This is a genomic window from Sinomonas mesophila, from assembly GCF_001999765.1.
GTDB classification, from domain to species: domain Bacteria; phylum Actinomycetota; class Actinomycetes; order Actinomycetales; family Micrococcaceae; genus Sinomonas; species Sinomonas mesophila.
The window spans coordinates 72,134-91,180 of sequence record NZ_KV908330.1 but is presented as its reverse complement, the minus strand read 5'-3'; the positions used below and the strand labels follow the sequence as shown (position 1 = coordinate 91,180).

General features: G+C 71.8%; 19 protein-coding genes. 10 read left to right on the top strand and 9 right to left on the bottom strand.

Going from position 1 to position 19,047, the window contains the following annotated elements:
• Window positions 1–28 precede the first annotated feature (28 nt).
• Window positions 29–562, bottom strand: a complete 534-nt coding sequence (locus BV907_RS10035) for a MarR family winged helix-turn-helix transcriptional regulator (RefSeq protein ID WP_175637428.1) — start codon at window positions 560–562, stop codon at window positions 29–31.
• Window positions 563–661: 99 nt separating this feature from the next.
• Here BV907_RS10035 and BV907_RS10030 point away from each other — a divergent pair, with 99 nt between their 5' ends.
• The 9 genes from BV907_RS10030 to BV907_RS09990 all read left to right on the top strand — a co-directional run bounded on the left by BV907_RS10030 (window position 662) and on the right by BV907_RS09990 (window position 10,149).
• Window positions 662–1,237: an NADPH-dependent FMN reductase gene (locus BV907_RS10030; RefSeq protein WP_077489584.1), complete on the top strand. Its 576-nt coding sequence runs from the start codon at window positions 662–664 to the stop codon at window positions 1,235–1,237.
• Window positions 1,238–1,357: 120 nt separating this feature from the next.
• Window positions 1,358–2,203, top strand: coding sequence for an NAD-dependent epimerase/dehydratase family protein (locus BV907_RS10025; RefSeq protein WP_077489583.1), 846 nt, complete (start codon window positions 1,358–1,360; stop codon window positions 2,201–2,203).
• Between the two features lie 140 nt (window positions 2,204–2,343).
• Window positions 2,344–3,837, top strand: a complete 1,494-nt coding sequence (locus BV907_RS10020; RefSeq protein WP_077489582.1) for an MFS transporter — start codon at window positions 2,344–2,346, stop codon at window positions 3,835–3,837.
• On the top strand, window positions 3,827–4,561 hold the full coding sequence (locus BV907_RS10015) for an aspartate/glutamate racemase family protein (RefSeq protein WP_077489581.1): 735 nt from the start codon (window positions 3,827–3,829) through the stop codon (window positions 4,559–4,561). The genes BV907_RS10020 and BV907_RS10015 overlap by 11 nt, the downstream gene beginning before the upstream one ends.
• A 317-nt stretch (window positions 4,562–4,878) precedes the next feature.
• The gene (locus BV907_RS10010) at window positions 4,879–6,219 is read left to right on the top strand and encodes an MFS transporter (protein ID WP_077489580.1); all 1,341 of its coding nucleotides are present in this window, start codon (window positions 4,879–4,881) and stop codon (window positions 6,217–6,219) included.
• Between the two features lie 106 nt (window positions 6,220–6,325).
• On the top strand, window positions 6,326–6,973 hold the full coding sequence (locus BV907_RS10005) for a GntR family transcriptional regulator (RefSeq protein ID WP_077489579.1): 648 nt from the start codon (window positions 6,326–6,328) through the stop codon (window positions 6,971–6,973).
• A 52-nt stretch (window positions 6,974–7,025) separates the two neighbouring features.
• Entirely contained in the window at window positions 7,026–7,853 is an 828-nt protein-coding gene (locus tag BV907_RS10000) for an aspartate/glutamate racemase family protein (RefSeq protein ID WP_077489578.1), read from the top strand.
• A complete protein-coding gene (locus BV907_RS09995) occupies window positions 7,850–9,421 on the top strand; it encodes an amidohydrolase family protein (RefSeq protein ID WP_217697913.1) in 1,572 nt (523 codons plus the stop codon). The genes BV907_RS10000 and BV907_RS09995 overlap by 4 nt, the downstream gene beginning before the upstream one ends.
• A 5-nt stretch (window positions 9,422–9,426) precedes the next feature.
• Window positions 9,427–10,149: a maleate cis-trans isomerase family protein gene (locus BV907_RS09990; protein ID WP_245827899.1), complete on the top strand. Its 723-nt coding sequence runs from the start codon at window positions 9,427–9,429 to the stop codon at window positions 10,147–10,149.
• 78 nt (window positions 10,150–10,227) lie between these two features.
• Here the strand turns inward: BV907_RS09990 and aztD are convergent, their stop codons facing one another.
• From aztD to BV907_RS09955, 8 genes are all read right to left on the bottom strand, one after another.
• Entirely contained in the window at window positions 10,228–11,511 is a 1,284-nt protein-coding gene (aztD, locus tag BV907_RS09985) for a zinc metallochaperone AztD (protein WP_077489577.1), read from the bottom strand.
• A gap of 28 nt (window positions 11,512–11,539) precedes the next feature.
• Complete coding sequence (locus BV907_RS09980; RefSeq protein WP_245827898.1) at window positions 11,540–12,130, bottom strand: nucleotidyltransferase family protein; 591 nt, start codon at window positions 12,128–12,130, stop codon at window positions 11,540–11,542.
• Window positions 12,131–12,279: 149 nt separating this feature from the next.
• Window positions 12,280–12,483 (bottom strand): cold-shock protein, encoded by a 204-nt coding sequence (locus BV907_RS09975; protein WP_077489576.1) that lies wholly within the window; start codon window positions 12,481–12,483, stop codon window positions 12,280–12,282.
• A 187-nt stretch (window positions 12,484–12,670) separates the two neighbouring features.
• Window positions 12,671–13,801: a hypothetical protein gene (locus BV907_RS09970; RefSeq protein WP_139346697.1), complete on the bottom strand. Its 1,131-nt coding sequence runs from the start codon at window positions 13,799–13,801 to the stop codon at window positions 12,671–12,673.
• Window positions 13,802–14,358: 557 nt separating this feature from the next.
• Window positions 14,359–14,595: a hypothetical protein gene (locus BV907_RS09965; RefSeq protein WP_077489574.1), complete on the bottom strand. Its 237-nt coding sequence runs from the start codon at window positions 14,593–14,595 to the stop codon at window positions 14,359–14,361.
• Between the two features lie 68 nt (window positions 14,596–14,663).
• On the bottom strand, window positions 14,664–14,801 hold the full coding sequence (locus BV907_RS18845) for a hypothetical protein (RefSeq protein WP_175637427.1): 138 nt from the start codon (window positions 14,799–14,801) through the stop codon (window positions 14,664–14,666).
• A gap of 145 nt (window positions 14,802–14,946) precedes the next feature.
• Window positions 14,947–15,642, bottom strand: coding sequence for a response regulator (locus BV907_RS09960; protein WP_077489573.1), 696 nt, complete (start codon window positions 15,640–15,642; stop codon window positions 14,947–14,949).
• Window positions 15,639–17,264 (bottom strand): sensor histidine kinase, encoded by a 1,626-nt coding sequence (locus BV907_RS09955; protein WP_077489572.1) that lies wholly within the window; start codon window positions 17,262–17,264, stop codon window positions 15,639–15,641. The genes BV907_RS09960 and BV907_RS09955 overlap by 4 nt, the downstream gene beginning before the upstream one ends.
• 137 nt (window positions 17,265–17,401) lie before the next feature.
• Between BV907_RS09955 and BV907_RS09950 the strand changes: the two genes are divergently transcribed.
• The gene (locus tag BV907_RS09950) at window positions 17,402–18,802 is read left to right on the top strand and encodes a cation:dicarboxylate symporter family transporter (protein ID WP_077489571.1); all 1,401 of its coding nucleotides are present in this window, start codon (window positions 17,402–17,404) and stop codon (window positions 18,800–18,802) included.
• Window positions 18,803–19,047: the final 245 nt, after the last annotated feature.

Genomic DNA, 19,047 nt, shown 5'->3' with positions numbered 1-19,047 from the left:
GGGGCCTGCGTCACGACCTCGGGGCGGCTCAGGCCTCCACGCGGACTTCCCGGTCGGTGAGGTGCTCGGCGCCCGCCGCGGCTTCTGCCTGGCTGATCGCATCCACGATGCGTTCGCAGGCCTCCCGGAGCAGGGCCTGCTGCTCCTGAGTGAGCGGGTCGAAGACGGTGCTGCGGACGAACTCGAGGTGGCCCGGGGCGGCCTCGATCATCGCGGCCCGCCCCTCATCCGTCATGTGGACGTCCTGACCGCGCGCGTCCTCTGGCGAGCATGTGCGCAAGATGAGCCCCTTGGCCTCCATCCTGCGCAGGAGGTGCGAGAGACGGCTGCGCTCCCAGCCGAGCTCCTGGGCCGCGATGCCCGAGCGCAGGACGCCGTCTGAGCACCCCGACAGCGTGGCCAGGACCGAGTATTCGGGCGCGGAGAGGCGCGAGTCACGCGTGAGCTGCCGGTCGATCGCCGGCGGCAGCCCCCACAGGAGCCGCCGGAGGGCGAGCCACACGTCGCGCTCGTCCTCGTCGAGCCAGCGCGGCTCCTCGGGCATCTCCGCAGGCCTGGTCACGACCCCTCCTCCACATGGCTTCTTTGTTTGACACATCAATTATGCCTGTGCTTCAGTGGAGCCATCAACTTTGATTGATGCGTCAATTAGGAGACCGACATGACCAAGATCGCGATCGTCACAGGCAGCACCCGCCCCGGCCGCAATAACCAGCAGGTCGCTGAGTGGGTGCTCGAGCGCGCCCAGCAGCGCACCGAGGCCGAGTTTGAGCTCGTCGACATCGCCGACTTCAACCTCCCGCTCCTGAACGAGGCCATGCCGGCCGCCTACCAGTCCTACGGCCATGAGGCCACGAAGGAGTTCTCGGCCCGCATCGACGAGTTCGACGGCTACGTCTTCGTCACCCCCGAGTACAACCACTCCATCGCCCCGGCCCTCGCCAACGCGCTCTCCTACCTCAACGCGGAGTTCGCCAACAAGGCCGCGGGCATCGTCTCCTACGGCTCGGCCTTCGGTGTCCGCGCCGCCGAGCACCTGCGGGGCATCCTCTCCGAGCTCCAGGTCGCCCACGTCCAGAAGACGGGGATGTTCTCCCTCTTCACCGACTTCAAGGACTTCGCGGAGTTCGCGCCGACCGAGCGCCAGGCCGCCTCGGTCGACCCGATGCTCGACCAGCTCCTGATCTGGGCCAAGGCCCTCGAGCCGGTCCGCGCGGCGGTCAGCGTGGCGGCCTGACCCTTGCGTCAGGCGTTGCACGGGGACGCAGGCACGAGGCCGCGCGGCGGTCAGCGTGGCGGCCTCTTCCGCGCGGGCGGCCCCGTGACACCTGCGGCGGGGTGACAGAGCATGGGTCGCATGGAGATCGCACTCACCGGCGGAAGCGGCAAGCTTGGCAGGGCGGTGCTCGCGCACCTGCGCGAGGAGGGCCATACGGTCTGGAACCTCGACGCCGTGGGGGAGCCCGGGCCCGGATTCATCCGCATCGACCTCACGGACTATGGCCAGGTGGCCGACGCGCTCGTGGGCGTCGACGACCGCCACGGCGGGGTCGACGCCGTCGTGCACCTCGCCGCGATCCCGGCGCCGGGACTGGCCCCGGACGCCGCGACGTTCCGCAACAACATGCTCGCGACGTACAACGTCTTCCAGGCTGCGCGCCGCGCGGGGGTTGGGCGGATCGTCTACGCCTCGAGCGAGACCCTGCTCGGCCTGCCCTTCGACACGCCGCCGCCCTACATCCCTGTCGACGAGGAGTACGCGGCGCGCCCCGAGAGCACGTACTCGCTCGTCAAGCATCTCGAGGAGCAGATGGCCGTCCAGCTGTGCCGCTGGGACCCCGGGCTGAGCGTCAGCGCCCTGCGCTTCTCCAACGTCATGGCCCCGGGGGACTACGCGGAGTTCCCGTCCTTCGACGCCGACCCGCGCGGACGCAAGTGGAACCTCTGGGGATACATCGACGCGCGCGACGGCGCCCAGGCGGTGCGCCGCGCCCTCGAGGCCGGCCGCCCCGGTTTCGAGGCCTACATCATCGCGGCGGCGGACACGGTCATGTCCGTCCCCTCGGCCGCGCTCGCGGCCGAGGTCTTCCCCGGGGTGCGCCTCACGCGGGAGCTCCGCGAACACGAGACGCTCCTCTCGATCGACAAGGCTCGCCGGATGCTCGGCTATGAGCCCGAGCACAGCTGGAGGACGGAGGTCTGAGCCTCATCCGAAGGGATGATCCGCTTGGTATCCCTTGATGGGATACCAAATGGGGGGTAATCTGGGTCACATTCCGCATCGCAGTGCAAGATTTTCGCGAAGCGGAAAATTTCCATCCCTGTGAGCTCCGAGGAGCAGCAATGGACCAGCAGATTCCCTCCCCACCCCCAGCCTCGAGCGCCGTCGGCAGTGTCGCCGGCAGCAGCGGGCACGCGCATGGCGGACACGCCAAGCCGGACGAGGCTCCGAGCCCGCTCGCATCCCAGATCGAGGGCGCCTACTCGCGCATCGGCGTCACCGGCGCGCACCGCCACATCGGCCTCATGATCCTGCTCGGCGTCTTCTTCGACGCTCTCGAGCAAAACGCCGTGGGCATCACGGGCCCCGTGCTCCGCGAGGCCTGGGGGCTCGGCGGCCTCGAGATCGGCCTCCTGAACACGATGACGTTCACGGCCACGGCGCTCGGGCGCATCCTGACGGGCCTCGTCGCGGACCGCTTTGGACGCCGCAATATGCTCATCATCAACCTGATCATCTTCGCGGCGGGCTCGCTCCTGTGCGCCGTCGCCCCGAACTACCCGATCCTCGCGGCCGGACGCTTCATCGTGGGCTTCGGCCTCGGCGGCGAGATCGCGGTTGCGGTCATCATGATGGCCGAGTTCTTCGCAGCGAAGCACCGCGGCACCGCCGTCGGCCTCATCAACGTCACCGCCGCCGGCCTTGGCAACATGCTCGCGCCCGCCTTCGGCATCCTTGTGTTCACGCTCTTCACCGGCGAGGACCGTTGGCGCTGGGTCTTCGGCCTCCTGTTCATCCCGGCCATCCTCGTCATGTGGTTCCGGCGCTACGTCCCGGAGACGCCCCGCTTCTTGGCCTCCAAGGGCAGGATCGAGGAGGCCAACCTCGTCATCACGCGGCTTGCGCGCGGCAAGCTCTCCGGGCCGATCCCGGACCCCGAGCCGTACCTCACGCACCACCCGCACCTCGAGACTGCGCCGACCGGCCCCCAGGCCACGTGGATGGACGCCCTGCGCGGGAAGTACCTGAGCCGTACCGCGCTCCTGTGCGTCGCGGTCTGCATGTCCTACGCCGCGCAGATCTCGATGCTGACCCTCATGCCCACGATCCTCGTCTCCCGCGGCTATGCCGTGAACACGAGCCTGTGGTTCACGCTCGTCATGCAGTCCGGCTCGCTCGTCGGTGCCGCGACCGCGGCATTCCTGGCCAGCCGCCTGCCACGCAAGAAGGTCCTCACGGCCGCCGCCGCCATCGGCTTCGCCGCCGGCCTGTCGATGGCCTTCCTGGCCACGGACATCGTCTGGATCGTCGTCTTCGGCTTCCTGTTCAACTTCGCGGTCATCATCCTCAACACGACGATCTGGGTCTTCGCGCCCGAGCACTACCCGACGCACACGCGCGGCTTCGGCACGTCGATCATCCTCGCCGCGGGCTCGCTCTCCGGCGGCCTGTTCCCGCTCATCTCCGGCGCGATCTTCGACGTCGCCGGCATCCCGGGCATGTTCGCGACCCTCGCGGCGCTCTTCCTGGTGCTGGCGATCGTGGTCCAGTTCCCGCCCGAGACGTTCGGCAAGCCCATGGAGGAGTCCGAGGAGGCGGCGATCTATGGGCACTGACCCCGCGGCCGCTGGAACTGCGGGCACCGGGCACGGTGCGCCGCGCACCGTCCTGCTCGTCAACCCGAACACCAACGAGCGCACGACCGAGATGATGCGATCCCTCGCCGAAGCCGAGCTTGCACCGTCGGGCCTCGCCGTCGAGGGGCTCACGGCGGCCTCTGGCCCGGCCATGATCGTGGACCCGGAGGCCCTCGCCGCTTCCCTTCCGCACGTGGTGGACGCCGTACGACGGCGGGTGGCTGCCGACGCGGGCGAGGTCGCCGCCGTCGTGGTCGCCGCGATCGGGGACCCGGGCCGCGCCGAGCTCGAGGAGGAGCTGGCGCCGCGCGGCATCCCCGTCGTCGGGATCGGGCAGGCCTCCGTGCTCGCGGCCTCCCGCGGCGGGCGGCCGTTCGGCATGGCGACGAGCACGGGCCTCCTCGTCGACTCGCTCCGCGACCTCGCGGCCGAGCACGGCGGGGGAACCGCGTTCACGGGCGTGCAGCTCACGACGTCGCCGCCACTCGAGCTCGCCGCGGACCCCGAGCGGCAGTTCATGGAGCTCGCCGACGCCGTGCGGGCATGCGCGGCGGCAGGAGCCGAGGCCGTCGTGATCGCGGGCGGCCCGCTGAGCGCGACCGCCCGGCGGCTCGCGGGGGAGGGGATTGCCGAGATCGTCGAGCCGATCCCGAGCGCGTGCGCGCTCGTCCTCGGGCGGATCAGCGAGGCCGCCACAACCTGACGCTGGGCGCAGCAGCATGATGCTGGGCGCCGCAGCCGAGCAGGGGCCGGGTCCGTGGGGGCCCGGCCCCTGCTGTGGAGGGAGGTGACCCCGGATTGCAGGGAGGTGACCCCGCATCGCTGAGAGGTGACCCCGCATCGGGGAAGGAGGGATCCCAACTTGGGATCCCAAACGGTTGACTGTGGCACCACTCACACCCTACGATCCCTTTTGGGATCCCACTATGGGATCCCAAAGAGGTCCCTCACGTTGCGCACGCCCATCCGGGCACGGCCTCCCCGAGGCCAACCGTCTCCACCCGTCGTGAAGGAGGACTCGTGTCCCTTCAAGAAGAAACCTCTTCAACCAAACCCCTTGCCGAGGACGTCGAGGGGAAGGCCGCAGGCCGGCGCACCAACGTGCGCTGGAAGCTCTTCCTCCTGCTCCTCGTGCTCGTCGCCGTCAACTACATCGACCGCGGCTCCATCTCGGTGGCCCTGCCCATCATCCAGAAGGAGTTCAACCTCGGCCCCGAGCTCGTCGGCCTGCTGCTCTCGGCCTTCTTCTGGACCTACGCGCTCATGCAGGTCCCCGTCGGCTGGCTCATCGACCGCTTCGGCCCCCGGAAGGTCGTCACGGCGTCGTGCGTCGGCTGGGGCGCCGCGACCGCGGCCTCGGGCATGGCCGGGGGCTTCCTGAGCATGTTCGTCGCCCGCCTGGGCATCGGCGTGACCGAGGCCGGCGTCATGCCCGCCGGCGGCAAGCTCAACGCCCTCTGGATGCATTCGAAGGAGCGGGGCCGCGGCGCCACCATCCTCGACGCCGGCGCCCCGCTCGGCGCGGGCCTCGGCGGCATCATCATCACGTGGCTCATCGCCGCCGCCGGCGGCTGGCGGACGGCCTTCATCATCGCGGGCATCGCGACCGTCGTGCTCGGCGCCCTCGTCTGGTGGTACGTCCGGGACAGCCCCCGCGAGCACAGGGGCGTCAACGACGCCGAGGCCGAGTACATCGAGGCCTCGCACCGCGCCGAGGACGAGGCCGCGGGCCTCACCAAGGGCGAGGCGCGCCGCGCGCTCCTGCCGTACCTGAAGTTCCGCTCCTTCTGGGCCATGTGCTTCGGCTGGCTCGGCTTCAACGGCGTCTTCTACGGCCTCCTGACCTGGGGCCCGCTCTACCTGTCCCAGGCCAAGGGCTTCGACCTCAAGACCATCGGCTGGTCCACGTTCGTGATCTTCGGGGCCGGCTTCGTCGGCGAGATCCTCGGCGGGTTCCTTGCGGATAGGCTCCGCGAGAAGGGCTACGGCGCGAACGTCGTCATGCGCTCGCTCCTCGGAGCCTCGAGCGTCATCGTTGCCGGCGGCCTCGTCGGGGTGACGATCGTCGCGGACCCGATCGCCGCCGTCGTCCTGCTCTCGGTCGTCCTGTTCTTCCTCCGCTGGGTGGGCCTGTTCTGGTCCGTCCCCGGGACCCTCGGCGGGCGCACCAACGCGGGCGTCCTGGGCGGGGCGATGAACTTCAGCGGCAACATCGCCGGCTTCGTCACCCCGATCGTCGTCGGCTTCATCGTCGGCGCGACCGGCGGCTACACGTGGGCCCTGCTGTACTTCGTCGGCTCCGCGCTCGTCATGGGCGCGGCCGTGCTGACGCTCGACTACAGCAAGCGCCTGCCCGTGTGACCCCTGGGCCGCGAGGGGGCGGCGCCCGCCCCCTCGCGGGCCCGCGTGGTCGAATGGACGAAGGCAGCGGGGCACCGCCCCACCACGAGCGAGCGAGGAGCGCACGATGGCCCAGCCGGCCGAGGAGACGCAGCGGGAGCGGCCCCTGCGCGAGGACATCCGCGACACCCTCAGGGGTCGCATCTTCGAGGGCTACTACCCTCCGGGGACCCGGCTCATCGAGCGGGACCTCGCGGCCGAGTTCAACGTCTCCCGCCTGCCGGTCCGTGAGGCCCTGCGGATGCTGCGGCAGGAGGGGATCGTCGCCGAGCGCGCCTCGCGCGGCATGGTCGTGGCGAGCCTGAGCGAGAAGGAGGTCGCGGACCTCTTCGACGTGCGCATCTCCCTCGAGGTCCTCGCGTGCCGGCTCGCGGCCCAGCGGGCCACCGACGAGGACCTCGCGGGCCTCGTCCGGCTCCTCGACGACGCCGAAGAGGCCCTCGCGCGCGGAGCCGTCGCCGAGGCGCACCGCGCCAACAGCGGTTTCCACGACGAGGTCACCCGGATCGCGGACAACGGCTTCCTGCGCAGCGCCCTCGAGCCTCTCCAGGGCCGCATGCACTGGCTCTTCCGGCACGTCTCCGACCTCCCCGAGCTCGTCCGCGAGCACCGCGAGCTCTACGAGGCCATCGCCTCGAAGGACCCGGACCGGGCGGCAGAGCAGTCCGTGCACCACATCGAGAAGTACAGAGAACAGTTCCCCGGGACGGCGTGAGCCGCGCACGCCCTGCGCGGCACGCCGCCCCGGGAGGGAAGCAAGGGACACCATGAGACTTCTGGTCATCAATCCGAACATCAGCGACGAAGTCACGGACCTCATCCGGGCCGAGGCCGAGCGCTCGGCAGGCCCGGGCACCGAGCTCGTCGTCCGCACCGCGGGCCACGGCGTCGAGTACATCGAGACCCGCCTCGAGTCGCTCATCGCCGCCGGCGCCGTCGCCGAGCTCATCGCCGAGCACGCGGGCGAGGTCGACGGCGTCGTCGTCGCCGCCTTCGGCGACCCGGGCATGCCCGCGCTCAAGGAGCTCGTGGACGTGCCGGTCATCGGCATCACCGAGGCCGCCCTGTGCGCCGCCGCGCTCCAGGGGCAGCGCTTCGCCATCGTCGCGATCTCGGACCGGATCACCGCCTGGTACCGCGAATGCGTCGAGCGCTTCGGCCTCGCGGACCGCCTCGCGTCGATCCGCTCGATCAGGCAGGCCCTGCGCGGCATCGGCTCGGTCCAGGACGACTTCCGGCCGACCCTCGTCGAGCTCGCGCGGCTCGCCGTCGCGGAGGACGGCGCCGACGTCGTCATCCTCGCCGGCGCCCCGCTCGCCGGGCTCGCCCGCGACGTCGCGGACGAGATCCCGGTCCCGGTCGTCGACGGGATCGGCGCGGGCATCCGCCTCGCCGAGGCCGTCGTGGGGCTGGCCTCGGGCCCGCACCGGGCCGGCTCCTTCGCGGCCCCGCCGGCGAAGCGGCGCGCCGGCCTCAGCCCCGCGCTGGACGCGGCGCTCGACGCCGCCCAGCTCGCCGCGCGCACGGCCTCGTCCGCCCCGTCGGCATCGCGGGTGGCCTCCGCATCATCCGAGTTCCCGGCGGGTGCCCGGTGAGCGCCCCCGTGCCCGACCTTGTCGTCGCCCACGGGCTCGTCGTCAACGCCGGCGGGAGCCGCCGCGCCCACGTCGTGGTCGACGCCGGACGCATCGCCGCCGTCGTGGACGCCTCCGAGCCGGTCCCCGCCGCGGCGCGCACCATCGACGCTGCCGGCCGCGCCGTCATCCCCGGCGGCATCGACGGCCACTGCCACGTTGCCCAGGTCACCGGCCGCTGGCGCACGCTCGACGACTACGCGACCGCCACCACGGCAGCCCTGTGGGGCGGCACGACGACGATCCTCGACTTCGGCATCCCACGCGACTCCTCCGAGACCCCGCTCGAGGCCGCCAAGGCCAAGCTCGCCCTCGCCCGCGAGGCGCGCTGCGACGTCGGCCTCCACGGGTCCGTCATCGACTGGGACGAGACCGTCCCGGCCCAGCTCGAGGAGCTCGCCGCGCTCGGCATCCGCTCCGTGAAGCTGTACATGACCAACCGCGGCTCGACGATGGCCGAGAACGACACGGTCCTGAAGGTCATGCGCGAGATGGTGCGCCTCGACGGGCTCACCTACGTCCACGCCGAGCACGACGCGATGGTCGCCGACTGCACCGAGGCTCACGCGGACGCCGGCCGGATCGGGATCGAGCACCTGCACGAGACCCGGCCCGAGCTCGCGGAGGAGGCCTCCGTGCGGGAGGTCCTCGCGATGGCGGAGTACACGGGGGCGCCCGTGTACTTCGTCCACCAGTCGACTCCCGGCGCGGTCGACCTCGTCGCCGAGGCCCGCGCCCGCGGCCTCGCGGTGCATTCCGAGACGTGCCCGCACTACCTCGTGCTCGACGACGGCGTCTACTCCTCGCGCTTCCCGGAGTGGTACGCGTGCTGCCCGCCCATGCGCTCGCCCGAGACGGTCGCTGCCCTGCGCTCGCGGTTCGCCGACGGCTCGGTGCACACCGTCTCGAGCGACCATTCGAGCTACGACCTGTCGCAGAAGCGCGAGCGCTCCGACGACATCAGGCAGATGCCGCACGGCCTCCCGGGCGTCGAGACCCGGATGCCCGTCGCATTCACCGCGCTCGCGGAAGCCGCTGCCTCGTCTTCGGCCGGCCTGGCCGGTACGGGCGGCGGCGGGGGAGCGGACGACGGCGCGCGCCTCCTCGAGCGCTTCGTGGACCTCTTCGCGTTCGGCCCGGCCAGGATCAACGCGCTTCCGGGCAAGGGGGCCATCGCGCCGGGGTTCGACGCCGACCTCGTCGTGTTCGACCCGGACGAGGCCCGCACCGTCGACGCGGCCGCGCTGCACATGGGCACCGATTTCTCGCCGTTCCACGGCCGCAGGCTCCGCGGCTGGCCGCAGGCCGTTGTCGCCGGCGGGCGCGTCGTGCTCGACGACGAGGGGTTCCACGATCCCGGTCCCGTGGGCCGCTACGTCGCCCGCCTCGGCTACCGCGAGGCGGAGAATGCCGCCGCGCCGAGCCCCGGCCCAGCCCCCGCGCCAGCCCCCGTCCTCGCCGCCGCGTTCGCGGGCGCCGAGCGCCCGGCCGCCGCCGGCCGCGCCGATTCCGCTGACCAGGAGGCCTGACCATCGTGACCACCGCCCGCCCCGCCCGCATCGGGATGATCGTCCCTTCGTCGAACACGTGCCTCGAGCCGCAGAGCTACCGGATCCTCGGCGCCCGCGAGGACGTCACGGTCCACTCGACGCGGATCCCGGTCACGCGCATCGCCCTCGACGTCGGCTCCGACCGGCAGTTCGACGTCGAGGGCATGCGCGCCGCAGCCGAGCTCCTCGCGACCGCCGATGTGGACGTCATCGCGTGGAACGGCACCTCCGGGTCGTGGCTCGGCGCGGACCATGACCGCACGATCGCCGCCGAGATCACCGCCGCGACCGGGATCCCGGCGACGACATCGACCCTCGCCTACCTCGACGCCTTCACCGAGTTCGGCATTGGGTCGGTCGGCCTCTTCACCCCGTACACCCAGGACGTGAACCTGCAGGTGATCGCCCGCTGGGCAGAGGAGGGGATTCGCACGAGCGGGCACCGGTTCCTCGGCCTGAGCGACAACGAGTCCTTCGGGCGCGTGGCCCCGGCCGAGATCGTGCCGGGGTCGCTCGAGCTCGCCGCGGACCGCCCGGACGCGCTCGTGTTCCTCTGCACGAACCTCTACGGCGCGCCGGTCGCGGCCGAGCTCGAGGAGCGCACCGGCGTTCCCGTGCTCGACTCCGTCGCCGTGACGCTGTGGCGCTGCCTGCAGCTCGCCGGCGCGCCGCTGCTGGACCCGCGCTGGGGCAAGCTGTTCGGCTAGAGGCACCGGCGAACACGCGAGCGGCCCGGGTACGGCAATGCCGGGCCCGGGCCGCTCGCGCATGACCGGCAATACTGCTCAGCTGGCCGTGCCGGTCACACCTGTGATCTCGTTCGGCACGGCGGGCAGCTCGGCGGTCTTGACCACCGCTCCCGTTGCGAGGTCGACGGCGTGCAGCCGCCGCGCCGCCGGCTCGGTGACGTACGCCGTCGAGCCCTGGACGAACAGCGTGGGGCGCGGGTCCTGCCACGTCTCGGACTCGGTCCACGGGGCGACGACCGGGATGGTGCGCGCCACGGCGCCCGTCTCGGGGTCGATGACCCGAAGGCCGCCGTCGGTGCCGAGGAGGAGCGCCTCGCCGGCCGGTCCGCGCCCGAGCGAGCGGAACGAGTAGCTGGTGCCGAGCTCGACATGCCGCAGGGACGCGGTGCGGGTGTCGATGAGGCTGATCCGGGTGGGCCGCTCGAGCTCCGCGTCCTTGTCGACCTTGTAGTCCCCGAGGACGATCGGGGAGTGCTCGCTGCCGGACTGGTTCCCGATCCGGCCGTAGGCGTCCGGGGCCTGGACCTTGCGGATCTGCCCGCCGCTGTAGACGAGTGCGCCGTCCGTGCAGCCGACGACGACGGCGCCTGCCGCGGTGGCCTCGCCGTGGGTCCCGGGGCAGTCCTCGGACGACGCCGCCTCGGTCCCGTCCGCCGCCAGCACCGTGATGCCGACGCGCTTCTCGCCGTGGCTGCGGGTCGTGAGCAGGCCGCCCTCGGGCAGCGGGACCGCCACGCCGTGGTGGGCCTCCGGCGTGCGCGAGACCTTCGCCTCCGGCGCGCCGTCCTGGAGCCCCGCGGGGTCGAACACCGTGACCTCGCCCGTGCCGTCGGCGAAGAGCGCTGTGCTGCCGGCGTGGTGGACCGCGTGGCCCGGGTGGTCGGCGTCGAACACCGTGCCGGTCAGGCGGGGGGCCCACGTGTAGAAGTGGTCGTGGTCCCCGTGCGGCTCGCCCCAGGTGCCGGCGTCGAACACCTCGAAGCCGCGCTCGGTGGACACGAGCACGTGCCGCCCGTCCCCGGCCGGGTTGATCCTGAGGAAGCCATCGAGCGGCACGGTCTCGCCCACGGGCTCGAGGGTCGCGGCGTTGAGGGTCATGAGCCCGCCCTCCGTCGTGAGGACGAGCCGCGGCATCGCGCGGGAGCGCTCTGCCGCCTTGGCACCCGCCGAGGCGGCGGGGGACGCGCTCTCGGCCGAGGACGCGGGGGCGGGCCCGCCGCACGCGCTCAGGGCGAAGACGGCGGTGAGGGCGGCGGCCACGACGCCGCCACGGAGCGTGGCTGTGGGCAGGGCGAATCGCCCCAGATCAGGTGAGAGCATGCCCGTACGCTAACACAAATGAGAACGGTTAGCGTTTAGGACGACCTGCGGGGTTTCCTCGGAGGGGTTCGTCCTGATCGCGGTCGCCGCCGAGGCCCGAGCAGTCGACGGCGACCGCGCCGTGGGCGGCGAGGTAGGGGCCCGCGCCGGTGTCCCCGGCCAGAGACTCGCCCAGCGGGGCCCAGTGGTCGCGCCCGATGAGCACGGGGTGCCCCGGCCTGCCGGCGTACATCGCCCGGCGGAGGTCCGCTGGCCCCGACCCCGCCCCGGCGACCCGGGCGAAGGCCTCGGCCTCGAGCCAGGGCAGGTCGACGAGCGTCACGAGGGCGGCCGACGGCGCGTTCCCGATGCCGTCCGTGACGGTCGCGGCGGCCTCGAGCCCCGCGCGCAGCGACGCGCCCACGCCCTCCGCCCACTCGGTTGCGACCACGGCGCTCACCCGCGGATCGTCGGGGAGGAGGCGCGCGGCCTCGGCAGCGGAGGCTCCCAGAACTGCGAGGACCCGCCCGCAGCCCGCCCCGAGCAGGAGGCGCACGGCGCGCTCGAGCCAGGGGCCGGCGTCGTCCGCGACCAGCGCCTTGGGGCGGCCCATGCGCCGCCCGGCGCCCGCCGCGAGCACGATGCCGATGAGACCCGAGGGCTGGGAACCCGCAGATCGTGGAGACGCAGATCGTGGAGACGCGGAAGGGCCGGCAGCCTGAGGCTGCCGGCCCTTGCGGGGATCGACGTCGGTCACGCGGGCCGACAGTCAATCAATGCGGAACGGAGTCAGATGGCGCGGACCTTCGCGGCCTGGAGGCCCTTCGGACCCTGCTGGGCCTCGAACTCGACCTTCTGGCCCTCCTGGAGCTCGCGGTAGCCCGTGGACTCGATCGCGGAGAAGTGCACGAAGATGTCGGCGGAGTTGTCGTCCGGGGCGATGAAGCCGAAGCCCTTTTCGCTGTTGAACCACTTGACGGTGCCAGTTGCCATTTTGTCCTCCTAGGACGGGTGCAGGATCCCGTATTTCGGGACTGCTTGCAGCGGTGTCCAGTACCGCCCAGCAGACACACACCCGGCCTCCGGCGGAGGCTGGCCTTGCGTACAGACTTAATGCGAAACACAACGACTACGTCCATCACGTTACAGGAGCCGCCACGGTTGGGCCAGTAGGCAGAGGCTATGCCCGGTGGCGGGGCTGCCGCCGAGGCTTGGGCCGCAGGGTCATAGCCGACCCGCCCAGGATGAGCCCGGTCGCGGCCCCCAGCTGCCACACGAGGTCGATGCCGGTCTCGGGAAGCTCGTCGATGTTGTGCGAGGCCTGCGTGGACACGACGACGGGAGTGGACTCGTCCTCGAGCGGCAGCACCGGAGTCTCGGTCTCGTCCTGCTCCGAGGTGTTCGTGCCGGTTTCGGTGTTCTCAGTGTTGGTGTCGGTACCAGTGCTCTCCGTGTCGGTCGAGTCCGAGCCGGGCGTCTCTGTGTCTCCGCCGGTGCCGGTCTCGTCACCGGGATCCGTGGTCGTGTCGCCGCCGTTGTGGCCGTTGCCGTTGCCGTTGCCGTTCCCGCCGGCGTTGCCATTGTTGCCGCCGTTGCCGTTGCTGCCGGGATCGGTGGGCGGGGTGCCGTTGCCGTTTCCGCCGCCGCCGTTGCCGCCGTTGCCGTTTCCGCCGTTGCCGTTTCCGCCGCCGCCGTTGCCGCCGCCGTTGCTGCCGGGGTCGGTGGGAGCGCCGCCGCCGTTGCCGCCGCCGTTGCTGCCGGGGTCGGTGGGGGCGCCGCCGCCGTTGCCGCCGCCGTTGCTGCCGGGGTCGGTGGGGGCGCCGCCGCCGTTGCCGCCGCCGTTGCTGCCGGGGTCGGTGGGGGCGCCGCCGCCGCCGTTGCTGCCGGGGTCGGTGGGGGCGCCGCCGCCGCCGTTGCTGCCGGGGTCGGTGGGAGCGCCGCCCCCGCCGTTGCTGCCCGGGTCGGTGGGGGCGGCGCCCCAGCCGCCGCCCCCGCCGCCGGTGCCCGGGTCGGTCGGGGCGGCGCCCCAGCCGCCGCCACCGCCGTCGCTGCCCGGGTCGGTCGGGGCGGCGCCCCCGCCACCGCCGCCGGTGCCCGGGTCGGCCGGCGCGGCGCCCCAGCCGCCGCCCCCGCCCCCGCCGCCGGGGTCAGTGGGGATGAGGCCGCCGGTGCTGCCGCCTCCGTGCGGGTCGCCCTCGCCGACGCCGTTGCCGTTGTTGTTGAGGGGCCCGGTGTGAGGATCGGCAGTGACGTTCCCAGGGTCAGAGTGCGGATCCCCCGCTCCGGTGCCGGAATCGGCAGTAGTGACCACGCCGCTTTCGGGGGGGTCCCCCTCCGCGGCCTGGGACGCGGGGCCATTGACGGTGATGAGACCTACGAGGAGGGGGAGGCCGATGACTGCCCCCCGCAGTTGTCTTTTCATTTGGATGCCTCCTGGGAATTTAGGGCGCAATAAAGGAAGGAATGATGGAGGAAAGCGAAATAATGCGCACGAGGGTGCGCGAGATCGCCGTAGGGCGGCGCATTCCGCCTGTACGGACGAGGTGTTGCTGCCCAAGCGGGCCGTCAGTGGGCCGGCGTTAGCCGGCGGCGGCCCCGGGCGGGCTATGTGAGGCGTAGTTCACTGGCGGCTCCCCCAAAAGAAAGCAAATTCGTGGGTCGTCTGGATGGATAGCTACATGCGCGGCGAGGAGAAAATCCCCTCCAAATGCAATGTATTTGAGATATCCACCTGGGGCACCACTTGACCTGCCCTTCCAAGTACCCGAATTTCCGGCGCAGACTACTTGGTTGCCCCAGCAGTCCCCCGGGAGCGCACACGAAAGGGCCGCCGGGGCACAAGCCCCGGCGGCCCTTTGCCGTCCGGCGTCAGTCGATTCCGAGCTCGATGTCCGGGTTCTCCTCCTCGACGTCGAGCTCGGCCTCGGGGCTTTCCCCCTCTTCGGCGTCGAGCTCGATGAGCCGCCGCGGATCGTGCAGCGGGTCGATCTCCTCCATCGTCTCGGGGTTGTCACTCGATCCCTCGGGGGCCTGGCTGTCCCGCCCGTCAAGGGGCTCGGTGAGGTCGTCGTCCTCGGTGTCGCCGTAGTCGAGGCTGTGGGTCATGGCTCGTCCTCTCTGTGTGGCCCCCTCATCGCGACCGTGAGGCCTGACGGCTGCCCCGCGGGCCGCCGTCAGCCTGCGTCGAAGCGCTCGTCCTCGGACTCGTCCGGGTCGCGGTCGTTGCCCGAGCCGTCGGGGATCGTGGAGACGTCCGGCGTGGTGCGCTCCGGTTCCTCGTCGGCGATGGCGCCCTCGGTGTCCTGGCTCATGGCGGCTCCTTCCCGGTGACGGGGGCCGCCCGGGCGGCGGCCCTCCTGCTTCAAAGGTAGGCCCGGGCGGCCCCGAAGGGCAGTAGCGGGGCGGCCCCGAAGGGCAGTAGCTGTGCGGCCCGTCCGAGTGCTCGGGGCCGGGTGGTCAGCCAGCCCAGCGATACTCTTTCTCGGGGCGGCCCGGGGTGCCGTAGCGTGCCGAGCGCGTAAGCTCTCCCGCGTCCGCCAGATGCTCGAGGTAGCGCCGCGCGGTGACCCGGGAGACGCCCACGGCCTCCGTCAGTTCAGCCGCGGAGACGGCCGTCCCGCGCGAGCGCAGGTACTGGCGGATGGACTCGAGGGTCTCCTGGGACAGGCCCTTGGGCAGCGGCTGCGGGATGGGCGCGCGCAGCGCCGAGAGGGCCTCGTCCACGGCGCTCTGGGACGCCGTGCGCCCGGCGGCGCTGAGCGCCTCGTGGTAGCGGCGGTAGTGCTCGAGCCGCTCCGCGAACGCGGCGAAGGTGAACGGCTTGATGAGGTACTGCACGACCCCCACGGAGATCGCCCGGCGCACGATCGGCAGCTCGCGCACCGCCGTGATCGCGATGATGTCGACGGCGTGGCCCGCCGCCCGCAGCCTCCTGCCGACGTCGAGGCCGTGGAGGTCCGGGAGGTTCATGTCCAGGAGCACGAGATCCACGGGCGTCCCCGCCGCCGCCAGCTCGCCGGCCAGCCGCAGGGCGGACGCGCCGTCGTGCGCCGTCCCAGCGTGCACGAACCCCTCCACCCGGCCCACGTACGCCGCGTGGGCGTCCGCGGCGATCAGTTCGTCCTCGACGACGAGAACCCGCAGGTCCCTCACGGTGTGGCCTCCTTGGTCGGCAGCATGACGGTGAAGACGGCGCCCTGACGCCGGCCCAGCGTGAGCGTTCCGCCCAGCCGGTTCACCGTGCGGGAGACGAGCGCGAGGCCCAGCCCCCTGCCCTGGCCGCTGTGCGGCTTGGTCGAGTATCCGTAGCGCAGCACCGCCTCGGCCTCCTCCTCGGGCACGCCCGGCCCGCTGTCGGCCACCTCGATGACGACGGCGGCCTCCTCCACCGCGATCTCGAGCGAGACCCAGCGGGGCGCCTCGCCGGACGCGGCGGCGTCGATCGCGTTGTCCACGAGGTTCCCGACGACGGTCACGAGGTCCTGCGCGGCGACCCCCGTCCCGGCGAGCGAGTCCGTGGCCTCGGCGTCGAGCCGGACGCCGCGCTCGTTGGCCTGCGCCGCCTTGCCCATGACGAGCGCGGCGAGCACGGGCTCGTCCAGCGAGACGACGAGCTCGTCGGCCAGGGACTGGCTCAGGTGCAGGTCCTCGGTGGCGAAGGAGAGAGCCTGCTCGGTCCGGCCGAGCTCGAGCAGGGACACGATCGTGTGCAGCCGGTTGGCGTGCTCGTGGGTCTGGCTCCGAAGCGCGTCGGAGAGCGTGCGCATCGTCTCGAGCTCGCTCCCGAGGGCCTCGATCTCCGTCCGGTCGCGCAGGGTCGCGACGGCGCCGAGCACCCTCGTCCGCCGGCCCTCGTGGCTGAGCGCGGGCTCCTGGTTCACGACGAGGACCCTGTCCGCGGTCACGTGGATCTCGTCGTGCGCCGTCCGGCCGCTCGCGAGCAGCTCCCGGAGGCTCTCCGGGAGGCCGAGCTCGTCGAGCCGCGCGGCAACGGGCGCCGCCGAGGAGGGGCCGGCGTCGTCCGCGTCCGAGAGCCCGAGCAGGCGCGAGGCCTGGTCGTTGCGGATGACGACGCGCCCCGACCGGTCCACGAGGATCACCCCCTCGCGCACCGAATGCAGCACCGACTCGTAGTAGGCGAAGAGCTGGCCGAGCTGCTCGGGGCCGTAGCCGCGCGTCACGGAGGCCAGATACCGGCCGAGGACGACCGAGCCGACGACGCCGAGCGCGAGCACCGCGGCGGCCACCGCGAGGACCGCGGGGAGGCGGCCAGCCAGGGCGACGTCGAGGGCGCTCACACGCACGCCCGCCGAGACCATGCCGAGGACGCTCCCGTCGGCGGAGAGGATGGGGACGATCGAACGCACCGAGAGCCCGAGCGTCCCCTCGAACGTCTCGGTCAGGGGGCGGCCAGCGAGCGCGTCGTCAACGCTGCCGATGTACTTGCCGCCGATCTGCTCGGGGTTCGCGTGGGTCCAGCGTGTCCGGTCAGGGGCCATGATCGTCACGAAGTCCAGCCCCGCATCCGCCGTGAGCTGGGCCGCGTAGGGCTGGAGCGCAGGCGTTGGGTCCTGCGTCCCGGACCGCGCGGCAGCGTCGATGACGAAGGGACTGTCCGCGATGGCTTCGGCGACGGCGAGCGTGCGCCGGCCGGCCTGCTCGTGGGTTTGGTTGCGTGCGTCGAGCACCATGGCTGTGCCGATGAACGCAGTGAGCGCGGCGACGGCGAGGACGAGGATCGCCAGGAGCCTGTTCGCGAGGCTCAGCTTCTTCATCGGCCCTCCTCGGCACGAACGTCACCTGTGACCAATATGACCGCAACGGTGACCCCTGTCACAGCCTGCCCCACAGTAGTGGTGGAAACGGCCCCAGGGGGGGCACCCCACAAAGTACCAAGGAGATCACCGTGGCAATGTCGCCAGCGGCGCCCGCGCCGGCCCGGTCCAAGAAGCCGGTCGACAAGACGCACTTCCTCTACATCGCCGTCATCGTCGCCGTCGTGCTCGGCGTCGCGGTCGGCCTCCTGTTCCCGGGCAAGGAGGGCTTCGCCGCAAGCCTCAAGCCCGTGGGCGACGCGTTCGTGGGCCTCATCAAGATGATGATCGCCCCGGTCATCTTCTGCACGATCGTCCTGGGCATCGGCTCGATCGCCAAGGCAAGGACGGTCGGGCGCGTCGGCGGCCTGGCGCTCCTCTACTTCCTGGCCATGAGCACGTTCGCGCTCGGCATCGGCCTCGTCGTCGGCAACATCGTCCACCCGGGCGAGGGCCTCAACCTCGCCAACGCGACCTACCAGGCGGGCGAGTCGAAGGGCACGACCGACTTCCTGCTCGGCATCATCCCCAAGACGATGCTCTCCTCGCTGACCTCGGGCGAGATCCTCCAGACGCTCTTCATCGCGCTCCTCGTCGGCTTCGCGCTCCAGCGCATGGGCAAGACCGGTGCGATGCTCCTCGAGTTCATCCGCCAAGCCCAGGCCCTCATCTTCCGCATCCTCATCATGATCATGTGGCTCGCCCCCATCGGCGCGTTCGGCGCGATCGCCGCCGTCGTCGGCGCGACCGGGTGGCAGGCCGTGATGAGCCTCGCCACGCTGATGATCGCCTTCTACATCACGTGCGCCCTGTTCATCGTGGTCGTCCTCGGCACGCTCCTGAAGCTCGTCTCCGGCGTGAATCTGTTCAAGCTCATGAAGTACCTGGGCCGGGAGTACCTCATCATCGTCTCGACCTCGTCCTCCGAGGCGGCCCTGCCGCGGCTCATCGCGAAGATGGAGCACCTCGGCGTCTCGAAGCCGGTCGTCGGCGTCACCGTCCCAACGGGCTACTCGTTCAACCTCGACGGCACGGCGATCTACCTGACCATGGCCTCGCTCTTCATCGCGACGGCGATGGGCACCCCGCTCGCCCTCGGCGAGCAGATCGGCCTCCTGGTCTTCATGATCATCGCCTCGAAGGGCGCAGCGGGCGTCACCGGCGCTGGCCTCGCGACCCTCGCGGGCGGCCTGCAGGCCCACGCCCCGCACCTCGTGGGCGGCGTGTCCTTCATCGTCGGCATCGACCGGTTCATGTCCGAGGCGCGCGCCCTGACCAACTTCACGGGCAACGCCGTCGCCACCGTCCTCATGGGCACGTGGACCAAGGAGATCGACCGCGAGCGTGTCGGCGAGGTGCTCTCCGGGGCCCGCCCGTTCGACGAGAGCACGATGCTCGCCGGGCACGGCCACGGTTCCGAGCCCGAGGTCGAGGACATCCCCGGCCAGCCGGCGGACGCCCAGCAGCCCACCGCGGACCGCGAGTACGCCCGCGCCTGAGCCGGCCACTGAGCCTGCGGCGGTGTCCTCCGCCGTAGCCCGGGCCGCCTCCCTGGAGCCACACTCTGCACAGTGTGGCTCCTCGGGGGCGGCCCTTGGGCGTGTCAGACCCGCAGCCGGGGGAACCTTGAGGCTCAGGTTGAGGGTAAGGCTCGCCGTGGGGCCATCCCTTCAAGGTTCGGCGGAATGCGTGTCGCGCGTGTGTACGCTGGCATCAAGGAACCGCAGGCCAGCGATACCGAAAG